The organism is Bradyrhizobium sp. LTSP885, assembly GCF_000938305.1.
Taxonomy (GTDB): domain Bacteria; phylum Pseudomonadota; class Alphaproteobacteria; order Rhizobiales; family Xanthobacteraceae; genus Bradyrhizobium.
This window is the reverse complement of sequence record NZ_JYMT01000025.1, coordinates 103,916-125,503: the sequence shown is the minus strand read 5'-3', so window position 1 is coordinate 125,503 and position 21,588 is coordinate 103,916. Positions and strand designations below refer to the sequence as shown.

At 63.9% G+C, this 21,588-nt stretch carries 24 protein-coding genes; 15 read left to right on the top strand and 9 right to left on the bottom strand.

What is annotated here, in order from left to right:
* Positions 1 to 190: 190 nt before the first annotated feature.
* A complete protein-coding gene (locus UP09_RS17370) occupies positions 191 to 1,684 on the bottom strand; it encodes a sigma-54-dependent transcriptional regulator (protein WP_044539462.1) in 1,494 nt (497 codons plus the stop codon).
* Between the two features lie 143 nt (positions 1,685 to 1,827).
* Here UP09_RS17370 and UP09_RS17365 point away from each other — a divergent pair, with 143 nt between their 5' ends.
* From UP09_RS17365 to UP09_RS17315, 11 genes are all read left to right on the top strand, one after another.
* Positions 1,828 to 3,714 carry a M3 family oligoendopeptidase gene (locus UP09_RS17365; RefSeq protein WP_044539461.1) on the top strand — a complete coding sequence of 629 codons (1,887 nt, stop codon included), beginning with the start codon at positions 1,828 to 1,830 and terminating at the stop codon, positions 3,712 to 3,714.
* 104 nt (positions 3,715 to 3,818) lie between these two features.
* The gene (locus UP09_RS17360) at positions 3,819 to 4,043 is read left to right on the top strand and encodes an AbrB/MazE/SpoVT family DNA-binding domain-containing protein (protein WP_044539499.1); all 225 of its coding nucleotides are present in this window, start codon (positions 3,819 to 3,821) and stop codon (positions 4,041 to 4,043) included.
* Between the two features lie 12 nt (positions 4,044 to 4,055).
* A complete protein-coding gene (locus UP09_RS17355) occupies positions 4,056 to 4,448 on the top strand; it encodes a type II toxin-antitoxin system death-on-curing family toxin (protein ID WP_082070175.1) in 393 nt (130 codons plus the stop codon).
* Between the two features lie 81 nt (positions 4,449 to 4,529).
* Complete coding sequence (locus tag UP09_RS17350) at positions 4,530 to 4,682, top strand: aa3-type cytochrome c oxidase subunit IV (RefSeq protein ID WP_044539460.1); 153 nt, start codon at positions 4,530 to 4,532, stop codon at positions 4,680 to 4,682.
* Positions 4,683 to 4,823: 141 nt separating this feature from the next.
* On the top strand, positions 4,824 to 5,948 hold the full coding sequence (locus tag UP09_RS17345) for a Re/Si-specific NAD(P)(+) transhydrogenase subunit alpha (protein ID WP_044539459.1): 1,125 nt from the start codon (positions 4,824 to 4,826) through the stop codon (positions 5,946 to 5,948).
* Positions 5,949 to 5,959: 11 nt separating this feature from the next.
* Positions 5,960 to 6,277, top strand: a complete 318-nt coding sequence (locus UP09_RS17340; protein ID WP_044539458.1) for a proton-translocating transhydrogenase family protein — start codon at positions 5,960 to 5,962, stop codon at positions 6,275 to 6,277.
* Between the two features lie 43 nt (positions 6,278 to 6,320).
* The gene (locus tag UP09_RS17335; protein WP_044539457.1) at positions 6,321 to 7,721 is read left to right on the top strand and encodes an NAD(P)(+) transhydrogenase (Re/Si-specific) subunit beta; all 1,401 of its coding nucleotides are present in this window, start codon (positions 6,321 to 6,323) and stop codon (positions 7,719 to 7,721) included.
* Between the two features lie 212 nt (positions 7,722 to 7,933).
* Entirely contained in the window at positions 7,934 to 8,746 is an 813-nt protein-coding gene (locus UP09_RS17330; RefSeq protein ID WP_245302027.1) for an alpha/beta hydrolase, read from the top strand.
* Positions 8,747 to 8,869: 123 nt separating this feature from the next.
* Positions 8,870 to 9,967 (top strand): calcium:cation antiporter, encoded by a 1,098-nt coding sequence (locus UP09_RS17325; RefSeq protein WP_044539456.1) that lies wholly within the window; start codon positions 8,870 to 8,872, stop codon positions 9,965 to 9,967.
* Positions 9,968 to 9,979: 12 nt separating this feature from the next.
* A complete protein-coding gene (locus UP09_RS17320; protein ID WP_044539455.1) occupies positions 9,980 to 10,264 on the top strand; it encodes a cupin domain-containing protein in 285 nt (94 codons plus the stop codon).
* A gap of 291 nt (positions 10,265 to 10,555) precedes the next feature.
* Positions 10,556 to 11,422: a hypothetical protein gene (locus tag UP09_RS17315; RefSeq protein WP_044539454.1), complete on the top strand. Its 867-nt coding sequence runs from the start codon at positions 10,556 to 10,558 to the stop codon at positions 11,420 to 11,422.
* A gap of 2 nt (positions 11,423 to 11,424) precedes the next feature.
* On the opposite strand, the gene UP09_RS17310 is transcribed toward UP09_RS17315, so the two are convergent.
* Both UP09_RS17310 and rpsU read right to left on the bottom strand, forming a co-directional pair.
* Positions 11,425 to 11,919 (bottom strand): tetratricopeptide repeat protein, encoded by a 495-nt coding sequence (locus UP09_RS17310; RefSeq protein ID WP_245302025.1) that lies wholly within the window; start codon positions 11,917 to 11,919, stop codon positions 11,425 to 11,427.
* 275 nt (positions 11,920 to 12,194) lie between these two features.
* Positions 12,195 to 12,500, bottom strand: a complete 306-nt coding sequence (gene rpsU / locus UP09_RS17305; protein WP_044539452.1) for a 30S ribosomal protein S21 — start codon at positions 12,498 to 12,500, stop codon at positions 12,195 to 12,197.
* Between the two features lie 264 nt (positions 12,501 to 12,764).
* Here rpsU and aqpZ point away from each other — a divergent pair, with 264 nt between their 5' ends.
* Positions 12,765 to 13,484: an aquaporin Z gene (gene aqpZ / locus UP09_RS17300; protein WP_044539451.1), complete on the top strand. Its 720-nt coding sequence runs from the start codon at positions 12,765 to 12,767 to the stop codon at positions 13,482 to 13,484.
* A gap of 90 nt (positions 13,485 to 13,574) precedes the next feature.
* Here the strand turns inward: aqpZ and UP09_RS17295 are convergent, their stop codons facing one another.
* Positions 13,575 to 14,678: a 5-(carboxyamino)imidazole ribonucleotide synthase gene (locus UP09_RS17295; protein WP_044539450.1), complete on the bottom strand. Its 1,104-nt coding sequence runs from the start codon at positions 14,676 to 14,678 to the stop codon at positions 13,575 to 13,577.
* On the bottom strand, positions 14,675 to 15,163 hold the full coding sequence (purE, locus tag UP09_RS17290; protein ID WP_044539449.1) for a 5-(carboxyamino)imidazole ribonucleotide mutase: 489 nt from the start codon (positions 15,161 to 15,163) through the stop codon (positions 14,675 to 14,677). Before purE ends, UP09_RS17295 begins: the two co-directional genes overlap by 4 nt.
* 145 nt (positions 15,164 to 15,308) lie before the next feature.
* Here purE and UP09_RS17285 point away from each other — a divergent pair, with 145 nt between their 5' ends.
* The gene (locus UP09_RS17285; protein ID WP_044539448.1) at positions 15,309 to 16,001 is read left to right on the top strand and encodes a GGDEF domain-containing protein; all 693 of its coding nucleotides are present in this window, start codon (positions 15,309 to 15,311) and stop codon (positions 15,999 to 16,001) included.
* On the opposite strand, the gene UP09_RS17280 is transcribed toward UP09_RS17285, so the two are convergent.
* From UP09_RS17280 to UP09_RS17270, 3 genes are all read right to left on the bottom strand, one after another.
* Positions 15,998 to 16,249 carry a hypothetical protein gene (locus UP09_RS17280; protein WP_044539447.1) on the bottom strand — a complete coding sequence of 84 codons (252 nt, stop codon included), beginning with the start codon at positions 16,247 to 16,249 and terminating at the stop codon, positions 15,998 to 16,000. The two genes, UP09_RS17285 and UP09_RS17280, sit on opposite strands and share 4 nt — an antisense overlap.
* Before the next feature lie 27 nt (positions 16,250 to 16,276).
* Complete coding sequence (locus tag UP09_RS17275; protein WP_044539446.1) at positions 16,277 to 16,486, bottom strand: hypothetical protein; 210 nt, start codon at positions 16,484 to 16,486, stop codon at positions 16,277 to 16,279.
* 190 nt (positions 16,487 to 16,676) lie between these two features.
* On the bottom strand, positions 16,677 to 16,883 hold the full coding sequence (locus UP09_RS17270; protein WP_029085523.1) for a YdcH family protein: 207 nt from the start codon (positions 16,881 to 16,883) through the stop codon (positions 16,677 to 16,679).
* A 241-nt stretch (positions 16,884 to 17,124) separates the two neighbouring features.
* Here UP09_RS17270 and UP09_RS37050 point away from each other — a divergent pair, with 241 nt between their 5' ends.
* Positions 17,125 to 17,310 (top strand): YdcH family protein, encoded by a 186-nt coding sequence (locus UP09_RS37050; protein ID WP_044590242.1) that lies wholly within the window; start codon positions 17,125 to 17,127, stop codon positions 17,308 to 17,310.
* Between the two features lie 87 nt (positions 17,311 to 17,397).
* Here the strand turns inward: UP09_RS37050 and UP09_RS17260 are convergent, their stop codons facing one another.
* On the bottom strand, positions 17,398 to 18,501 hold the full coding sequence (locus UP09_RS17260; RefSeq protein ID WP_044539496.1) for an NAD(P)/FAD-dependent oxidoreductase: 1,104 nt from the start codon (positions 18,499 to 18,501) through the stop codon (positions 17,398 to 17,400).
* Positions 18,502 to 18,763: 262 nt separating this feature from the next.
* Here UP09_RS17260 and UP09_RS17255 point away from each other — a divergent pair, with 262 nt between their 5' ends.
* Positions 18,764 to 21,454, top strand: a complete 2,691-nt coding sequence (locus UP09_RS17255; protein ID WP_044539444.1) for a sensor domain-containing protein — start codon at positions 18,764 to 18,766, stop codon at positions 21,452 to 21,454.
* Positions 21,455 to 21,588 lie beyond the last annotated feature (134 nt).

The following is a 21,588-nucleotide window of genomic DNA, read 5'->3' as shown; positions in this document are numbered from 1 at the left end:
ATACATGTGCCCCTCTCATGCAGCCAGCGCCATGCGGGGCAACTCACGACAAACTGACCTCGAAATACCAACTCTCATTCGAGTTGTGTATTTTTGCCACGCTGCACGGCGTTTGTCTGTCACCGCCAAGCCACGGTTCAAAGGTTCCCGCGGCGTAGCCGCGAGGCACATCACACCGTGATCACAAAGCTTAATTCGCGTCGTTGGTCCGGGCGCCGGCCGCGGCCGCGGCCTCGTCGAGCTTGCGATAGAGCGTCGATCGACCGATCTTGAGGCGGCGCGCGACCTCGGACATCTGCCCGCGGTAATGCGAGATCGCGAAGCGGATGATCTCGTTCTCGAGGTCCTCCAGCGGCCGGACGTCCCCGGAGCCGTTGAGCATCGAAAGACCGCCCGCGGCGGGCGAGGGTGCTGTAGGTATTTCGTTACCGGATGTCATGGCGGGCGCCGTGGAGGGGGACACCACCAGTGGCTCGCCATGCGCAGCCTTGCCCTCCGGGGCGGCATGCGCCGCGGAGTGCGGGAAATCGGCGAGCCCGAGCTGGTCGCTCTCGCTCATCACCACGGCGCGATACACCGTGTTCTCGAGCTGGCGGATATTGCCGGGCCAGTCGAGCTGCGCCAGATGCGCCATCGCCTCGCCGCTGATGGCGGTGATATTGCGGTTCTCCTCGGCGCAGAACCGCGCCAGAAAATGCCGCAGCAGATGCGGGATGTCTTCGCGCCGCTGGCGCAGGGCGGGAATGGTCAACGGCAGGACGTGCAGCCGATAGAACAGGTCTTCGCGGAACTGGCCGCCCTTCACGAGATCGAGCAATTTGCGGTTGGTCGCCGAGATGATGCGGACGTCGACCTTTACCGGCTTGCGTCCGCCGACCGCTTCCACGGAGCCTTCCTGCAGCGCGCGCAACAGCTTCACCTGCGCGGCCAGCGGCAATTCGCCGACCTCGTCGAGAAATAGCGTGCCGCCATGGGCCTCGACGAACTTGCCCTGATGGCGCTCGGTGGCGCCGGTGAAGGCGCCCTTCTCGTGGCCGAACAGGATCGATTCGACGAGATTGTCGGGGATCGCACCGCAGTTCACCGCGACGAACGGCTTTGCCTTGCGCTCGCTGCTGCCGTGGATGGCGCGTGCGAACAATTCCTTGCCGACGCCGGATTCGCCCTCGATCAGCACGGGAATGGTCGAGGACGCGGCCTTCTGCGCGATGCGCAGCACGCCGGTCATGGCCTCACTGCGGGTGATGATATCGGAGAAGGTCAGCCGGCCCTCGCGGCTGTGCCGGATACGTTGCAATTCGCCCTTCAGCGCCGAGGCATTGAGCGCGTTGCGCAGCGAGACCTGCAAGCGTTCGAAGCTGGCCGGCTTGACCACGAAATCCTGGGCCCCGGCACGCATCGCCGACACCACATTGTCGATCCCGCCATGCGCGGTCTGCACGATGACCGGAACGTTCAAACCAGCTTCACGAATCTTTGCGAGAACACCGAGGCCATCGAGGCCGGGCATCACGAGATCGAGCACGACAGCATCGATCGTCCGGGCGTCGGACGCGGTCAGTACCGAGACCGCCGCATCGCCGCTGTCCACGACGAGAGACTCATAGCCGCATTTCTGCACCATGTTTTCAACCAAACGGCGCTGTACTGCGTCGTCATCGGCGATCAAAATGGTAGCAGCCATGGTCTTCCCCGCACATTACGATTATCTGTCTCGAATCGGGGCACTGTCGCCGATGCCGATTAACGCCCTCTTAAATGTTGCCATCCTGCGCTCATTCCACCTTCCGCCGCCGTCTTTCCGACTGAAGTAGGGTTTCGAACAAGATGACCTCGCGCTCCAAATCTGCTCTCCGCAAAGAGACCGCTCTCCGCAAGACGGCCGCTCAACGCAAACCGGCCGCGGCCAAGCCCGTGGCGAAGAAGGCGGCCAGCAAGCCCGGCAAGCTGCCCGAATGGAATCTGGCAGATCTTTACTCCGGTATCGACGCGCCAGAAGTCGCACGTGACTTGCAAAAGATGGATGCAGATTGCGTCGCGTTTGAGACCGACTACAAGGGCAAGCTCGCGGAAAATACCGCTAGCGAAGGCGGCGGCAAATGGCTTGCCGCGGCGATCAGGCGCTATGAAGCGATCGACGATCTGGCAGGCCGTCTCGGCTCTTATGCCGGCCTCGCGCATGCCGGCGACAGCGTCGATCCCGCGATCTCGAAATTCTACGGCGACGTGTCCGAGCGGCTGACGGCTGCATCGGTGCATCTGCTGTTCTTCGCGCTCGAGCTCAACCGTGTTGACGATGATGTGATCGAACGCGCGATGGCCGAGCCCGCGCTTGGCCATTACCGGCCGTGGATCGAGGACCTGCGCAAGGACAAGCCGTATCAGCTCGAGGATCGCGTCGAGCAGCTGTTTCATGAGAAAGCCCAGAGCGGCTATGCCGCCTGGAACCGGCTGTTCGACCAGACCATCTCCAGCCTGCGCTTCAAGGTCGCGGGCAAGGAGCTCGCGATCGAGCCGACGCTGAACCTGCTGCAGGATAAGGCCGGCGACCGGCGCAAGGCCGCGGCGCAGGCGCTGGCGAAGACCTTCAAGGACAATGAGCGCACCTTTGCGCTTGTGACCAATACCCTCGCCAAGGACAAGGAAATCTCCGATCGCTGGCGCGGCTTCGAGGACGTCGCTGATTCCCGCCATCTCAACAACCGGGTCGAACGCGAGGTGGTCGATGCGCTGGTCGCCTCGGTGCGCGCGGCCTATCCCAAGCTCTCGCACCGCTATTATGGGTTGAAGGCGGGCTGGTTCAAAAAGAAGAAGCTGCCGCACTGGGACCGCAACGCGCCGCTGCCGTTCGCGGCAACGGGCAGCATCGCCTGGCCCGAGGCGCGCAACATGGTGCTTTCGGCCTATCGCGGCTTCTCGCCCAGGATGGCCGAGATCGCCGAGCGCTTCTTCGCCGATCGCTGGATCGATGCGCCGGTCCGCCCCGGCAAGGCGCCTGGCGCGTTCTCACATCCGACCACGCCGTCGGCGCATCCCTATGTGCTGATGAACTATCAGGGCAAGCCGCGCGATGTGATGACGCTCGCGCATGAGCTCGGCCACGGCGTGCATCAGGTGCTGGCGGCGAAGAACGGCGCGCTGATGGCGCCGACGCCGCTGACGCTTGCGGAAACTGCAAGCGTGTTCGGCGAGATGCTGACCTTCAAGCGGCTGTTGTCGCAGACGAAGAGCGCCAAGCAGCGCCAGGCGCTGCTCGCCGGCAAGGTCGAGGACATGATCAACACCGTGGTGCGGCAGGTCGCGTTCTATTCCTTCGAGCGCGCGGTTCATACCGAGCGCAAGAACGGCGAGCTCACCGCCGAGCGCATCGGCCAGCTCTGGCTCAGCGTGCAGGGCGAGAGCCTTGGTCCGGCGATCGAGATCAAGCCGGGCTACGAGACATTCTGGATGTACATCCCGCACTTCATCCATTCGCCGTTCTACGTCTATGCCTATGCGTTCGGCGATTGCCTGGTGAACTCGCTCTACGCGGTCTACGAGCACGCTTCCGAGGGCTTCGCCGAGCGTTATCTCGACATGCTCGCTGCCGGCGGCACCAAGCATTATTCAGAATTGCTCAGGCCGTTCGGGCTCGACGCCAAGGACCCGAAATTCTGGGACGGCGGGCTCTCCGTGATTGCCGGAATGATCGACGAGCTGGAGGCGATGGGCTGAGATCGGGCGCAGACAGGGTGTAAAACATCTGTTGAACGGGTGTGGGTGGTGCGTTATACAGATGTATAACGCCGCCTTTGACCGCAGGCTGCAAGAGCTCCGCCATGAAGATCGAAATCAAGAAGATCGGTAATTCCGATGGACTGCTGCTTCCGCGCGAGCTGATGCAGCGGCTCGATCTCAAGCGCGGCCAGCAGCTGCACGTCACCGAGCTGCCGGGAGGAGGCTTTCAAGCGCTTCCCTACGATCCCGACTTCGAGCGAGCGATGGAAATCGCCGACGAGGTCATGGATAAGTATCGCGACACCCTGGCGACGCTCGCAAGGTGACAGACTTGCAAAATGAGCGAGCCGAAAGAGCCGCTTTGGATCACGCCTGACCAAGCCATCGCGATGCACGCCCGTCAGCTCCGCCGCTTTGGCGGTGCGCCCGGCCTGCGCGACGAGGGAATGCTGCATTCGGCCCTCGAGCGTCCGGTCAAATGGTGGGATCAGCAAGCTGGCTTGGCCGAACTCGCCGCGGCCTATGCTTTTGGGCTGGCGAAAAATCACGCCTTCGTCGATGGAAACAAGCGGATCGCCTTCATGGCGATGATGGTTTTCCTTCATAGGAACGGTGTTCCGTTCAGCCCGGAGCCGGCGCAGGCGACATCGATCATCCTCTCACTTGCTGCCAGCGAGGTCAGCGAAGACAGCCTGACCCGCTGGATCAGGGACAATTGGCCTTCCCTATGAGCCGATAGGGCGGGCGCCGTTGCCCTGTCATCCTGTTTGCGGTAATGCCTCGCGGACGTGAATTTCTGACTGGGGACATCGATGGCAGACCATAGCGAAGTGGCCTACACGACCGCTGACGGCAATGACTACGTGGCGCACGAGCAGACCTATGAGGGCTTCCTCGTGCTGGTCAAATACGGTTCGATCACCGTCGCCGTCATTCTCGCCCTGATGGCCTATTTCCTCGTCTGATCCCCGATCTCTGCTCCGGCCCTGCCGTCCGCGGCGGGCCCGGAATAAGTACCGAGCCCGGTTGCAACAACCGGGTATCCAATCTAGCGAAAATAACGCTAGTTTGATGACGCGCGCGCTGCTCGCGCCGCCGGAGGGACCATGAAGATCGCCGTTGCCAAGGAAATCGATCCGTCCGAGCCGCGGGTAGCGGTCTCACCCGATACCATCAAGAAGTTCAAGGCGATCGGCGCCGAGATCGCGGTCGAGCCGGGCGCGGGCATCAAGTCCGGGCTGCCCGATTCGGAATTCACCGCGGCCGGCGCCACCGTCAGCGCCGATGCGTTGAAGGACGCCGACATCATCATCAAGGTGAAGCGGCCCGAAGCCTCCGAGCTGTCCCAATACAAGCGCGGCGCGCTGGTCATTGCGATCATGGACCCTTACGGCAATGACGTCGCGCTGAAGGCGATGGCCGATGCCGGCATCTCCGCCTTCGCGATGGAGCTGATGCCGCGCATCACCCGCGCGCAGGTGATGGACGTGCTGTCCTCGCAGGCCAACCTTGCCGGATACCGCGCGGTGATCGAGGGCGCCGAAGCCTTCGGCCGCGCCTTCCCGATGATGATGACCGCGGCCGGCACGATTCCAGCCGCCAAGGTGTTCGTGATGGGCGTCGGCGTCGCCGGCCTGCAGGCGATTGCGACCGCGCGGCGGTTAGGGGCCATCGTTACCGCAACCGACGTGCGGCCCGCCACCAAGGAGCAGGTGGAGAGCCTGGGCGCGAAATTCCTCGCCGTCGAGGACGAGGAATTCAAGAACGCACAGACCGCCGGCGGCTACGCCAAGGAAATGTCCAAGGAGTACCAGGCCAAGCAGGCCGCGTTGACCGCCGAGCATATCAAGAAGCAGGACATCGTGATCACGACCGCGCTGATCCCGGGCCGTCCTGCGCCCAAGCTAGTCACCGGCGAGATGGTCAAGTCGATGAAGCCCGGCTCGGTGCTGGTCGACCTCGCCGTCGAGCGCGGCGGCAATGTCGAGGGCGCCAGGCCCGGTGAGGTCGTCGAGACCGATGGCATCAAGATCGTCGGCTACACCAATGTCGCCGGCCGTGTCGCTGCCTCGGCCTCCAGCCTGTATGCGCGCAATTTGTTCTCGTTCATCGAGACGATGGTCGACAAGGCCAACAAGACGCTCGCGGTCAATTGGGACGACGAGCTGGTAAAGGCCACCGCGCTGACCAAAGACGGCGCCGTCATCCATCCCAACTTCCAGCCGAAATAAGGAGACCAGCCATGGAGCATATCGCGCAGGCCGTTGATCCCTTTGTGTTTCGGCTATCGATTTTCGTACTCGCCGTGTTCGTCGGCTACTTCGTGGTGTGGTCGGTGACCCCGGCCTTGCATACGCCGCTGATGAGCGTGACCAACGCGATCTCCTCGGTGATCGTGGTCGGCGCGCTGCTTGCGGTCGGGGTCGGCATGATCTCGAACGGCTCGGGCTGGGCTCGCGGCTTCGGCTTCATTGCCTTGATCTTTGCCTGCGTGAATATCTTCGGCGGCTTCCTTGTCACCCAGCGCATGCTGGCGATGTACAAGAAGAAGGCCAAGTGAGCGGCGTGCACCTCGGGGTGACGAAGATAAAGGGGGACCTGAGATGAACGCCAATCTGGCTGCTGTTCTGTACCTCGTGGCGGGTGTGCTGTTCATCCTGTCGCTGCGCGGGTTGTCGAGCCCCGCGACGTCGCGCCAGGGCAACTTCTTCGGCATGATCGGCATGGCGATCGCGGTCGCGACCACGCTGGCCAGCCATCCGCCGGCGGACGGCGTGGCCTGGTTGCTGGTCATTCTCGGCATCGCCATCGGTGGCAGCGTCGGCGCGGTGATCGCGCGCCGGGTGCCGATGACCTCGATGCCCGAACTGGTCGCCGCCTTCCATTCGCTGGTCGGCATGGCGGCGGTGCTGGTCGCCGCCGGCGCGTTCTATGCGCCCGAGGCCTTCGACATCGGCACGCCCGGCAACATCCACCCGCAGAGCCTGGTCGAAATGTCGCTCGGCGTCGCGATCGGCGCCTTGACCTTCACCGGATCGGTGATCGCGTTCCTGAAGCTCTCGGCGCGGATGAGCGGCGCGCCGATCATCCTGCCGTTCCGTCACGTCATCAACATCGTACTGGCGCTGGCACTGGTGTTTTTCATCGTCGGCCTCGTGCTGTCGGGTAGCGCACTCGACTTCTGGCTGATCACCATCATCGCGCTGGCGCTCGGCGTGCTCATGATCGTCCCGATCGGCGGCGCCGACATGCCGGTCGTGATCTCGATGCTGAACTCCTATTCCGGCTGGGCCGCGGCCGGCATCGGCTTCACGCTCGGCAACTCGGCGCTGATCATCACCGGCGCGCTGGTCGGCTCATCCGGTGCGATCCTGTCCTACATCATGTGCCATGCGATGAACCGTTCGTTCATCTCGGTGATCCTCGGCGGATTTGGTGGCGAGACGGCCGCTGCGGGCGCCGGTGCGGGCGGTGAAGTGCGCCCGGTGAAACTCGGCTCCGCCGACGATGCCGCCTTCATCATGAAGAACGCGCAGAAGGTCATCATCGTACCCGGCTACGGCATGGCGGTGGCGCAGGCCCAGCACGCGCTGCGCGAAATGGGCGACATCCTGAAGAAGGAAGGCGTCGAGGTGAAATACGCCATTCACCCGGTGGCCGGCCGCATGCCCGGCCATATGAACGTGCTGCTGGCCGAAGCGAACGTGCCCTATGACGAGGTGTTCGAGCTCGAGGACATCAACTCGGAATTCGCTCAGGCCGACATCGCCTTCGTGATCGGCGCCAACGACGTCACCAACCCGGCCGCGGAAGACGACAAGACCTCGCCGATCTACGGCATGCCGGTGCTGCAGGTCTGGAAGGCCGGTAGCGTGATGTTCATCAAGCGCTCGCTCGCGTCGGGCTACGCCGGCATCGACAATCCGCTGTTCTATCGCGACAACACCATGATGCTGCTCGGCGACGCCAAGAAGGTCACCGAGAGCATCGTCAAGGCGATGTAAGGCAAAGCGAGACAAGGCAAGGCGCCGATGGCCCTGAACAAGGAGTGGCATCGACAAAATCGCATGCCGCCCCGGGCCACGCGTGAACAGCGGATCAAATGGCACGCGGCGCATGCGATGGCTTGCGCGTGTCGAGCCGTTTCCGACAGCGTAAAGCTCGATGTCGAGAAGCTGCTCAAGGCTGGACGCAGGACATCGGTGCGGCAAGCGGGATGCGTGTGGCCCTGACGATCCTGAAATGGCTCCTGATCGTCGCGGCTGTCGTCTATCTCGGCGGCCTCGCGGTGCTGTTCTTCAAGCAGCGCGAGATGCTGTTTCCGATTCCACCAGTCGGACGGACGCTGCCTGCCGCTGCAGGGTTTCCCGAAGCGGAAGAGCAGCTCCTGACCACCGCTGATGGCGAAAAGGTTATCGTCTGGCACGTGCCGGCGAAGCCGGGTCGCCCCGTCGTCCTGTTCTTCCCCGGCAATGGTGATTTCCTTGCCGGCCGCGTGACACGCTTCAAGGGCATCACGGCTGACGGCATCGGGTTGGTCGCGCTGTCCTATCGCGGCTATGCCGGTTCCAGCGGGCATCCGAGCGAGCAGGGCCTGTTGCAGGACGCAGCGGCAGCTTACGCCTTCACCGCCGAGCGCTACGCTCCGGAACGGATTGTGACCTGGGGATTCTCGCTCGGGACCGGCGTGGCGGTCGCGATCGCGGCCGAGCATCCGGTGCGTCAGCTGATCCTGGAAGCACCCTACACCTCGACGTCGGACGTCGCCGGTGCGGTGTTCAAGATCGTGCCGGTCAGCCTGCTGATGCGGGATCAATTCCATTCCGACCGGCGCATCGCACGCGTCACCGCACCGCTCCTGATCATGCACGGCACCAGCGATCCGGCAATCCCGATTGGCTTTGGCGAGCGCCTGTTCAGCCTTGCCCGTGAGCCCAAGCAATTCGTTCGTTTCCCGGGCGGCGGCCACGATAATCTCGACGACTTCGGTGCGATCGAGACCGCGAGGCTGTTTATCAACGCGCCTTAGCTGTTTGTTTGAGCATGGTCTTCTCGGAAGACCGCTTCACACTTTTCCGGATCATGCTCAAGAGGCTGACGGCGGCGATTGTCTGGCGCATAGTCGGGTTCACTGAACCGAGGGACTGATTCAATGAGCGCACATGGACCGATGCCGCGGTCGGCCTGGCTGTTTCCCGCCCTGGCGGTGCTGATGTTCGCCGCGATCACGGTATCGGGCTATTCGTTCGCGCCGTCGCCCGGCGGCTGGCTGTTCGCGCTTATCCTGCTGGTGATCCTGTTCGGCACCGTGTTCGCGGCCGTCCACCACGCCGAGGTGATCGCGGAGCGGATCGGCGAGCCGTTCGGCACGCTGCTGCTCACGCTGGCGGTCACCGTCATCGAGGTGGCGCTGATCTCGACCATCATGCTTGGCGACAAGCCGGTGCCAGCGCTGGCGCGCGACACGGTGTTTGCAGTGGTCATGATCGTCTGCAACGGATTGGTCGGCCTCTGCATCTTCATCGGCGGCTTGCGCTACCGCGAGCAGGATTTCCAGCTCACCGGCGCCAATCTCTATCTCAGCGTCCTGTTCGTGCTGGCGACCATCACGCTGGTGATGCCGAACTACACGCTGACCGCGCCGGGACCGGTCTATTCGGCGGCGCAACTCGGCTTCGTCAGCGTCGTCACCATCCTCCTGTACGCCGTGTTCCTCTACACCCAGACCATCCGTCACCGCGACTATTTCGTTAGCGGCGCCTCGGACGAGGGGCCCGCGGGCGCGCAGATGTCCGGCCAGGCGCTGGGGCTCAGCGTCGGTCTGTTGGTGGTTTCGCTGCTCGCAGTGGTGCTGCTGGCCAAGAAGTTCTCGCTCGTGATCGATGTCGTGACGGCGAAGATCGGCGCGCCGCCGGCCTTTGCCGGCGTGGTGGTCGCGCTCCTGATCCTGCTGCCTGAGGGCGTCGCCGCGATTTCCGCGGCGCGCAAGAACGACCTGCAGAAGAGCATCAACCTCGCGCTCGGCTCGTCGCTCGCGACCATCGGGTTGACGATCCCGGCCGTCGCCATCGCCGCCTACACTCTCGACAAGCAGCTGGTGCTTGGCCTCAACCCTCAGGAGTCCGTCCTGCTGCTGTTGACCTTCGCGGTCAGCATGCTCACCTTCGGCACCGGCCGCACCAACATCCTGTTCGGCCTCGTGCACATGGTGGTGTTCGCCGTGTTTGTGTTCATGGTATTCGTGCCGTAGTGGAGAAAGACAATGCTGAGTGCTGCATCAGACGTTCAGGTGGATACGGCGGAGGTGCGGGTCACCGAATGGCGGCTGGTGCCGGGCAGCGCCACCGGTCCCCACACCCACGGGATGGACTATGTCATCGTGCCGATCACCGCGGGCGAGATGACCATCGTGGCGCCGAACGGCGAGCGCTCCAAGGCGCAGCTCGGCGTCGGCAAGTCCTATTTCCGCAAGGCCGGCGTCCAGCACGATGTGCTCAACGAGACGGCCAGCGAGATCGTGTTCCTCGAGGTGGAACTGAAGCCTTGAAGGGTGCATCGCCGCTTTCACAGCCAAACTGGGCCGGAATGGCAGGTCCCAGCCGGCGGATGTGGAAATTCATCGGTCGTTAAGCGGAAATTCATCGGCCGTTAACGGCTTCACGATGATCTGGAAGCCGGGAGCGGCCCGCGATTTTGTGCGTGCGGTCGCCTCCGGCTGAAACCGAAATGACACCAAAGGTTACGGCGGAACAGGCGTTTGCCACCGATCTGTCGCAGTTGATCCCTCAATGTGCCTCAAAGTTCCAGCATGAAAATCCGGGGCGGGGAGTGGCAGGCCATGCTGAGTTACCTGAAAAAATTCGCGATGGACATCTTACCCTCGGTGGCGGCGACCATCATCGGGGCGTACATCGTTAACCACTATATCGTCGCCAGGCCGGAAGCGCCGGCAGCCGCGGCGATATCGGCCGCTGCCGACCCCAAGGCTGACCCCAAGGCCACGGTCAAGCCCGCCGAAAAGCCCACCGTCATCAGCAGCCTTCCCGAAGCCGGCGTGAAGGCCAAAGGCATGTCCGAGCGGACGCTGATCGAGCGCTCGGCGTCCGAGAAGGCCACCGTCACCGAGAAGCCCGCTGAGAAATCCGCCGACCTGAAGGCGGCCGATGCACCGGCCGACACCGCAAGCATTCCGGCCGATACGCGCCATCATCCTGTTGCGCCGAAGGCTGTGGCGAAGCTGACGCCGGCTACAGTGCCGGCCGAGGCCGCGGTCGCCCCCGAGGAGACCCGTGACGCCAATGACCTCGCGCGGGCCGCGATCGAGCGGCTGCGCAAGGAACGTCCGCAGGAGGCTTCGCGTCCCCAGGAAGCGCCGCGTGCGACCGATGTTGCCCGCCTGCCCGAGACGCCGCGTGCTGTGGCTGTACCGGCGATCCGGCCGTTGCCGCCGCCGATCATGGTGTCGAATCCTTCCAGCGAGACTGTCGATCAATCCTCACAGCCGCGCCCGCCCTATGCCACCGAGGTCCGGGATCCGAACCGGATGACGCCCCCGGCCGACATTCCAGTTCCGGTGGTCGTGGTTCCCCCGCTGGATTTGCGCGCCGAGGCGTCTGAACCGCCGCCCGCGAAGCAGCACACCTCCGTCGCCGACGACATGCTGTCCAGCGTCAAGTCGGTCTTCCACGCCGTCCTGCCGAAGTAGCGCTATCCGCCGGTGCGGGCGAGCCCGCTCCGCGCGGCCTCGTCTTTCGGCCGCAGTGCGAGCGCGCGGTTGTAGGACGCGGCCGCCTTGGCCTTCTCCCCAAGCCGTTCATAGGCCTGCCCGCGGGCGCTCCACGCTGCGCCGCTGTTCGGGTCGGCCTGCACGGCCTCGTCGAGGTCGGCTGCGGCCTCCTTGGCCTTGTCGAGCGCGAGGTAGCTGGTGGCGCGTCCGAGCAGGGGGTCGACCTTCTGCGGCGACAGCCCGTTGGCCGCCGTGAAATCCTCGATCGCCTGCGGATGCTGGCCCTGGCCCTGATAGATCAGGCCACGGCCGTAGAGGGCTTGAATGTTGTAGGGATCGGCCGCCAGCGCCTGGTCGAATTCAGCGAGCGCTTCGTCGGTTTTGCCTGAGCGCGCCAGCACCTGACCGCGTACCGCATGGTCCTTGGCGTCGCTGATATTCTGCGCCGTGATCGTGTCGGCCGGCCTCTCGGCCACAGCCGGCGCCTTCGGTTTGTCGTCCGAGCCCCAGGATCCCAAGTCGAACGAGCAGCCTCCCAAGGGCAGGGCGAGCACGACTGCAACGGCGACGAGCTGCTGTACCCGATGCCGGCGGTACCCAGGTCCGAATCGGGAGCGGAGCGCCGGAACGGCCATTATGCAAAATACTCTCGGAGGTAATTTTGCATTAGTAACCCGGAACACCGTCTGCTTCAAAACAACAACGCGGGCCCTGGGCCCGCGCTGTTAGACTTCCGGATCAGCAAAACGGTTCAGCGCGGGCCGCCGCGACCAGCCCCTGCGCCACCACGGCCACCAGCGGCGCCGCGGTCGGCACCCGGACCGGCGCCGAATACCGGCTTCGGCTTCATCGGCAACAGACCTTCGCGCTGCAGCTTCTTGCGCGCCAGCTTGCGCGCACGGCGCACAGCTTCAGCCTTTTCGCGGGCCTTCTTCTCGGAGGGCTTTTCGTAGTGACCGCGGAGCTTCATCTCGCGGAAAATGCCCTCGCGCTGCATCTTCTTCTTCAGCGCCTTGAGAGCCTGGTCGACATTGTTATCGCGGACGAGAACCTGCACGCGGCATCCTCTTTTGAATTGATCGGTTCGGAATTCTGGCGAGCAAAAGGGCGACAAAAAGCCTGCCCCTTAACCCTGAGCGCGCGCATGTATCAGACAAATGCGCAGATGTCCACCGGTGGTGTGACTTTGGGGCCTAGTAAAGCCATGAAATGAGGCGCAAATGCCCCGGTACGGCCCTGATTTGGGAGGTTTGGCGCCAGGATCGGGGCTGTTCCCGGAGTTTTGAGCAACTCCGGACATTGGAAATAGGGGAGATGCCACATGGATACGAAGAAATACGCGGCCGAGGCAATCGGTACATTCTGGCTGACATTCGCCGGCTGCGGCAGCGCGGTGATTGCGGCCGGCTTTCCACAGGTCGGGATCGGCTTGGTCGGCGTGTCGCTGGCGTTCGGACTGAGTGTGGTCACAATGGCCTACGCGATCGGTCATGTCTCGGGTTGTCACCTTAATCCGGCCGTCACGGTCGGGCTGGCCGCGGGCGGGCGTTTCCCGGCCGGCCAGATCCTGCCCTACATCATTGCGCAGGTCGCTGGAGCGATCGTCGCCGCGGCACTGCTCTACGTGATCGCGAGCGGGGCGCCCGGATTCGATGTCGCCAAGGGCTTTGCATCGAATGGCTATGACGCGCATTCACCGGGCGGGTACAGCATGGTGGTGTGCTTCATCACCGAAGTGGTGATGACGATGATGTTCCTGTTCGTCATCATGGGTGCGACTCACGGCAAGGCGCCGGCCGGCTTCGCGCCGCTTGCGATCGGGCTTGCGCTGGTGATGATCCATCTGGTTAGCATTCCCGTCACCAACACCTCGGTGAATCCGGCGCGCAGCACCGGACCGGCGCTGTTCGTCGGTGGTTGGGCGCTGTCGCAGCTCTGGCTGTTCTGGGTCGCGCCCCTGATCGGCGGCGTGCTGGGCGGCGTGATCTATCGCTGGCTCAGCGATGAACCGACCGGCGTGGTTGCCGGTAAGACGGCGTGAAGACCGCGTGATCGGAAAATGGGATCGTGATCGTCACGATCCCATTTTTATCGATGTATCGAGTGTGCCGCTGCGGCGGACGACGACGCTCTACGGCTTGGGGGCCGACGTCACTTCGGTGACGTGGCCCATCTTGCGGCCGGGGCGCGGCGCGCCCTTGCCGTAGAGATGCACGGTGGCGCCGGGAACGGTGAGCCATTGCTCGTAGCTCAGGATATCGTCGCCGATCAGGTTGGTCATGGTGACCTCGCCGTGGCGCACCGGCTTGCCCAGCGGCCAGCCGGCGATGGCGCGGATGTGCTGCTCGAACTGCGAGATCGAGGCGCCGTCGAGCGTCCAGTGCCCGGAATTATGCACGCGCGGTGCGATCTCGTTGACCAGCACGGTCGGCGCGCCCTTGCCAGACACCACGAACATCTCGACCGCGAGCACGCCCACATAATCGAGCGCCGAAGCGATCTTTTCGGCGATCCCCCGCGCTTGTGCGGCGACTTCGTCGGGAATCGCCGCCGGCGCGCGGGAAAATTTCAGGATGTGATCGCGATGCTCGTTCTCGGTGACGTCGAAACACTCAATGTCACCGGAAGCGGAGCGCGCGGCGATTACCGAGATCTCGCGCTCGAACGGCACGAACGCCTCGAGGATCGCCGACTTGGTGCCGAGGTCTTCCCAGACCTGATCGAAGTTGTCGCCCTCGCGGATGATCGCCTGACCCTTGCCGTCATAGCCGAAGCGCCGGGTCTTGATGACCGCCGGCAGTCCGATGCGTTCGATCGCCGCGCGTAAGCTGCCGACCGAGGAGACATCGGCATAATCGGCGGTGCCGATGCCGAGCCTGCGGACAAAGTCCTTTTCGATCAGCCGGTCCTGCGTGGTCTCCAGAATCTTTTGCGCCGGCAGCACCGGGCGCCGCGCGGCAAGTACCATGGCGGTTGCCGCCGGCACGTTCTCGAACTCATAGGTGACGACGTCGACGTCATTGGCGAACAGTTCGAGCGCCTCGACATCGGCGTATTCCGCGCAGGTCGCGTTCTGGACGACATCGAAGGCCGGCGAATCCGGATCGGGTGAGAAAACCTGGCATCTGAGCCCGAGGCGTGCCGCCGCCATGGCCAGCATCCGGCCTAATTGTCCGCCGCCGAGGATTCCGATGGTGTCGCCCGGCTTCAGCTTCACTGGATCAGAAGCTGTCACGCCGAGGCCTCCGGATGGTCCTTGACCGCGTCGGTCTGCTGCTGGCGCCAGGCCGCCAGCTGGGTCGCCAGCGCGGGATCGTTGAGCGCGAGCACGCTCGCTGCAAGCAGCGCGGCATTGATCGCGCCGGCCTTGCCGATCGCGAGCGTGCCGACCGGAATCCCGGCCGGCATCTGCACGATCGAATAGAGCGAATCGACGCCCGACAGCGCCTTCGATTCGACGGGAACCCCGAACACCGGAAGCTCGGTCAGCGCGGCCGTCATCCCCGGCAGATGCGCAGCGCCGCCGGCGCCGGCGATGATCACCTTGTGGCCGGCGGCCTTGGCCCCCTTGGCGAAGGCATAGAGCCGGTCAGGGGTACGGTGGGCGGAAACGATCCGGGTTTCGCAGGCGACGCCGAGGGCCGCCAGCGTGTCGGCGGCATGGCGCATGGTCTCCCAATCGGACTGGCTTCCCATGATAATGGCGATCGGGGCGGTCATCTCGTCAATTCTGTGCAGGAATCCAAAAACATAGGCCAATTATAGGGGCGGCCCGGGCTTCATCCAAGGCGTGGCAAGGGAGTTAGAATGGACTATCCTGTCTTGGTGAATCCCGGCAAGCCTTCATAAGCAGGCCTCAACAAGGATGCGCATGAAGAAGAAAACCAGGGCGGCCGCCTCCGGGGCTGCAAAAAGGCGGAAAAGCCCCCCAGTCGCGCGCAAACCCGGGTCGGGCCGGGCTGGAACCGCGCCCCCCTCGCGGGCCCCAGCCGCTTCCGACGACAAATCGACGATTCGCCGGTTGCGGACGCAGCTGGCGCGGGCCCAGGCCCGGATCGAGGAGCTGCAGGCCACCGCCGAGACCGACTTCCTGCTCGATATCCCGAACCGGCGCGGCTTCGAGCGTGAGCTCGCGCGCGCGATCGCCTTCATCAAGCGCTACCACGCCAGCGGCGCACTGGTCGTGCTCGACGTCGACCGCCTCAAGCCGATCAACGATGCGTTCGGGCATGCGGCCGGTGACGAGGTGCTGAAAGCGATCGTCGCTGCGGTGTCGCGCCAGACACGTGCCTCCGACGTGTTCGGCCGGCTCGGCGGCGACGAGTTTGCGGTGCTGTTGTGGAATCTCAGCGAGATCGATGCCAGGGCCAAGGCCGCGGCGCTGGAGGAAACGATCGACCATCTGAGCTTCGTGTTCCGTGGCAGCCGCGTCACCGCGGGCGCGTCAGCGGGTGTTGCGATCCTCGGCCCGCATTCCGATATCGAGCGCGCCCTCGATGAGGCCGATCGCGCGATGTATGTGCGCAAGGCGCAACGGCGGCACGAGCCACGAATTTAGAGCGCACTCAAATCGTTCGGCACATTGCCGAAGGCCCGCAGCAGCTTGGCGTCGCCGAATTCGCCGATGGCGGGATCACCGGTGCGGCTGAATGCGACGGCACCGATGCTGCCGGGCATCCGCGACATCAACTCGGCGCGCCGCAGCGCGGTCGCCGAACTCTGGCATTCCTCGGCATTGCCTGCGATCGGCGTGCCGTCATCGTCCTGCATGAACGGCAGCGCCACGTAGTAGGTGACATCGGCCATCGCTCTGCTCCTTAGACTAGCTAGAGGTCATGCGGCGTCGCTCGCCGCATGGGTCGGTGCAGGCACGCGGCCTGCGGTGATCGCCGCCTGCAACTCCTCGAGCTCGCTCTCCAGATATTCGTTGGCCATGATCAGCGCCTTGATGGTGCTGCGCAGGTTGCCGTCGCACATCGCGATCGCTTGATCGCACGCCTGCTCGTAGCGGCTGTTTTCGGGCAGGGAAGACGGTGCGGACATGGCGAAACTCCCTTTTCTGGATTTGGCGGCTGGAAGTTCATGTTCTCCTTTCGTTCCTTTTGAGTCAAGGGCCGAAAAGTGCCTCAGCCGATGTTGCCGCGAACGTGAAGCTGACGGCCGCTGTGGATGACGGGGAAAACATGTGTGCGTGCGACGTGCCGGACCGATCGCCGGAACGCAGGGGCGCGCGTCAGGCGATGATGTCCGGCGTGATCTGGTCTTCGATGAAGGCGATACGATCGCGCAGCTGCAGCTTCCGCTTCTTCAAGCGCTGCAGCATCAGGAGATCGGGCGCCGGTGACTGATGCAGCGCGTCGATCGCGGCGTCGAGGTCGCGGTGCTCTTGTTGCAGACGCGCGAGCTCAGCGTGGAGTTCGCGCTCATCCTGATCGTTCATGGTGTATGTTGACTGATAAGCAAGATGAGGTTGTGACGGACGAAGCGGCCGCCGCTTGCCGAAATATCGTCCCTGCGCGCGCGCCGCGCAAGCTGGATGGGTTCCATACTCACGATTGGTTACAGATAAGATTGAAAACCTGACTGCGGCATTTTGCGTCCCCCATCGACAGCTCCTCCCACTCGTGTACACTCAACAGTCCGGATCGAATCTGAGGTTTAACCCACCGAGGGAGTTCGTAATGGCAATACAGGCGCATCTGGTCGAACTGGAACGCAAGCACAAAATTCTCGAGAACGAATTGCACGAAGCACTCGTGCACCCCTCCGTAGACGACCTGCATATTTGCGAGTTGAAGCGCCGCAAGTTGATGGTCAAGGACGAGATCGAGCGGTTGAGACATACCGCGGTAGAAACGATCCACTAGTCAATCCCCCGCAAAGTTTCCTGGCTCACCTTCGCTGCCGGATGGACGCTAGATCGCCCATCCCCGACAGGTGCATGCTGCATTTGCTCAGAACCCCGCGAGTTCGCCGACATGATCGGCGATCGCAAGCGATGATGTGAGTCCGGGTGACTCGATCCCGAACAGGTTGATCAGGCCGCTGACGCCATGTTCGCGCGGGCCCTGGATCAGAAAATCCTGGGTGGCGACCGCCGGTGGCACGATCTTGGGCCGGATACCCGAATAGCTCGGCATCAGTGCGCCGTCCGGTAGCGTCGGCCAATATTTCCGGATCGCCGGATAGAACCGTTCGGCCCGGGCCGGGTCGACCGCATAATCGACGTGATCGATCCATTCGACGTCGGGACCGAACCGGGCCTGGCCCGCCATGTCGAGGGTGAGGTGTACACCGAGCCCGCCGGGTTCCGGCACCGGGTAGATCAGGTGTGAGAACGGCGCCCGCGCGCTGCAACTGAAGTAATTGCCCTTGGCCAGATAGGCTGTCGGGATCAATTCGATCGGCATGCCCTCGATGCTGCGCGCGACCGCCGATGCTCCGAGCCCGGCGGCGTTAACCATAAGGTCGCACGCGAGCGTCATCGGAGCCTCGCCGCCCGCCTCGATCTCGATCCTGTCGGCCGTGGCTTTCGCGCGCAGCAGCGGGGTGTAGAACGCAAAGGCCGCGCCGGCGTCCTCGGCATCACCGCGTAGCGCCAGCATGTAGGCGTGGCTGTCGATGATTCCGGTCGAGGGCGACAGCAGGGCGGCGTCACAGTTCAGCGCCGGCTCGAGCGCGCGCGCCGCCTCTCCGGACAACAGCTGCATGTCGTCGACGCCATTGGCCGCGGCATGGGAGCGGATCGACTGCAGCTTCTCGGTCTCCTTTGCTATGGTGGCGACGATCAGCTTACCGCAATTCTTGTGAGGGATGCCGTGTTCGGCGCAGTAACGGTACAGCGCGCGCTTGCCGCTGACGCACATCTGCGCCATCAGGCTGCCGGCGCGATAGTAGATGCCGGCATGGATCACCTCGCTGTTCCGCGACGAGGTCACCGTGCCGATCCCTTCCGCCTCCTCGATGACGACAACTTCGCGGCCGGCCTGTGCCAGCCGCCGCGCCACCGCAAGGCCGACCACCCCTGCACCGACGATCACGCAATCAACCCTGTCCATCTCGTCCTTCAGGTCAGACAATTCCGGTGCGACGACCGCCGCCATCGCTCACGATTAGCATCGTTTTGCCCGGCAAGTTCTGTCGAGGTAAGTGTCTGGGTTGTTTCAATTAGTTTCAGAGCCACGTCGCGTTAGTGGACTATTAATCATGTCAGGGCAATTGCCATAAATTGACTTACATTTTCCAGTTGCATCGCAGCGCGTTTACCCGATCCAAACCGCAAAAGTCGGACACTCGGCCACGGAAATCCGCGGGTGACTGATGGCTGGCAGGAAGTGGCAGGCGGGCGGGAAGGATTCGATTCCGGCAAAGGTCGCGCTTTGCCTGATCGCCGTCGTCACGCAATGCAGCATTGCCAGGGCAGCATCCGGCGCGTTTGCGCCGTCGAGCTATCTCGGTGACCTCGATCCCAACCTGATCTGGGAGCTGTTGATCGGCGGCGTGGTGGTCGCCTCCTTCCTCGGTGCGGTCGGGCTCTGGATCCTTTCGGCCCTGCGCAGGGCCAAGCGATCGCAGCTGCGGCGCAATGCGTTCGTTTCCTCGGCCCTCAACCACCTGAACCAGGGCGTCGTGATGACCGACGCGAATATGCGGATCGTGTTTTGCAACGACCGCTATCTCGATATCTACGACCTGTCGCGCGCCGACATTCCGCGCAACATGACCGGGCCCGAGCTTGTGGAGTTGCGCCGCAGCCGCGGTGCCCTCGACATCAGCGTCGGCGATTTCTACGCCAGGGCCGCGGAGCCGGAGGGGCTGGTCACCGAACTGCCGAACGGTAAATCGGTGCTGGTGAAGTATTTCCCGCTGCCGAATGGCGGCTCGGTCGCGACCCATCTGGATTGCACCGACCAGCGCAAGCTGTCGCGCAAGCTCGCCTCGACGACGCAATTTCTCGAATCGGTGCTCGACAACGTCCCGGTCTGCGTCGCGGCAAAGAATATCGAGGACGGCCGTTATATCTTCGCCAACCGCGCGTTCGAGCGCTTCTCGCGCTTCTCGCGCGATCACATCATGGGCAAGCACGCCGACGAGATCTTCCGTGCTGAGACCGCCGCCAGCATCGAGGCCGCCGACCGCGCGGCATTAAATGCGCCGGAGGGTTATCACCGCAGTGAATTCTTCGTCGAGCGCGGTTCCGAGAAACGCATCCTCGCATCCAACCGCGTCATCGCACGTAACGAGGCCGGTGAACCGGAATTCCTGATTGCCCTGTTCGAGGACGTCACCGACCGCCGTTCGCTGTCGCGCGAGCTCGAGAACAACAAGAAGTTCCTCGAGCTCGTGGTCGACAACATCCCGGTCTCGCTGATCGTCGAGCGGGTCAGCGACGGCCGCTATCTGCTGGCCAACCGCAGCGCCGAGACGATCCTCAACCGCCGCCGCGAGGATGCCACGGGCCTGACCGCCGCCGACATCTTCAATCCGCGCGAAGCCAAGCTGATCATCGCCCGCGACGAGGCGGCGATCAAGAAGCGCGGCATGATCGCCGAGGAGCACCCGATTTCGACCAAGGACGGCCTGCGGCTGTTCCTGACCCGCCGCATGACCGTGCTCGACGACAATGGCGAGCCGCAATATCTGATCAAGACCCATGAAGACGTCACCGACCGGCGCCAGACCGAATCGCGCATGGCACACATGGCCTATCATGACGGCCTGACCGATCTGCCGAACCGAGCCGCCTTCCTGCAGGCACTGGCCCAGATGATCGAGGCCTGTGCCGGCACCGACGAGGAGTTCGCCGTGCTCTGCGTCGACCTCGACGGGCTGAAGGAGGTCAACGACGTCTTCGGCCATGCGACGGGCGACAAGGTGCTGATCGAGGTCGCGCAGCGCCTGCAAGCGGTGGCGCGCGGCGGCGTGGTGGCCCGGCTCTCGGGCGACGAATTCGGCCTCATCATTGACGGCAAGCAGCCTGCGGCGGGCATCGCGCTGGCCGAACAGGCGGCCGAGGCGCTGGGGCTGGATTTCACCATTGACAGCAAGTCGGTTCGCACTGGCGTCACCACCGGCATCTCGGTATTCCCGCACAACGGGTCCGACGCAGCTTCGCTGCTTGCCAATGCCGGTGCGGCGCTGTTCCGTGCCAAGGCGAAGTCGCGCGGTACGATCTCGATCTATGAGGCCGAGATGGACCAGCAGATCCGCGATCGTCGGGTGCTGCACCAGGAGTTGTCGGTCGCGATCAAGAACGGCGAATTGTCGCTCTATTACCAGCCGCAGTCCACGGCCGGCGCGACGGTCGCGGCAAGCGAGGCCATTGGTTTCGAGGCGCTGGCGCGCTGGCATCATCCGGTGCGCGGTTTCGTGCCGCCCAGCGACTTCATTCCGCTCGCGGAAGAAAGCGGCCTGATCGTCGAGATGGGCGAGTGGATCCTGCGCGAAGCCTGCCGGGAGGCCGCGTCCTGGACGGTGCCGCTGCAGGTCGCCGTGAACCTGTCGCCGGCGCAATTCACCCATGGCGATCTCGTCGGCCGCGTTCACGCCATCCTGCTCGAGACCGGGCTGGCACCCGATCGGCTCGAGCTCGAAATCACCGAAGGCGTGCTGATCGACGATCTCGACCGTGGCCTGTCGCTGCTGCGCCGGCTGAAGGCGCTCGGCGTACGCATCTCGATGGACGATTTCGGCAGCGGCTATTCCTCGCTGAGCTACCTGCAGGCGTTTCCGTTCGACAAGATCAAGATCGACCGCGCCTTCGTCATCAATCTCGGCCGCAACCCGCAATCGGCCGCGATCGTGCGCGCCGTCATCGATCTCGGCCACGGCCTGGAAATGTCGATCGTCGCCGAGGGCGTCGAGACCGAGGAGCAGCTTGCCTTCCTGTCGGAGGAGGGCTGCGACGCCGTGCAGGGCTACCTGCTCGGCAGGCCCGCGCCGATCGGCCAGTATGCGGCCCTGGTCGGGGGCGGCGGCAATGTCGCGGAGCCGGCGCGCAAGACCGCGTAAGCCCGCGGGACGTGAACCGGCAGAACTTGGGCCGGAACAATCGGAACCAGCGGGCGCTTGCCTTCACGCGCGCGGCTGGCTAACGTTAGACATCATTCAACCGAGAAAGGAGGGCTGCGTCGTGGCAACAAGTT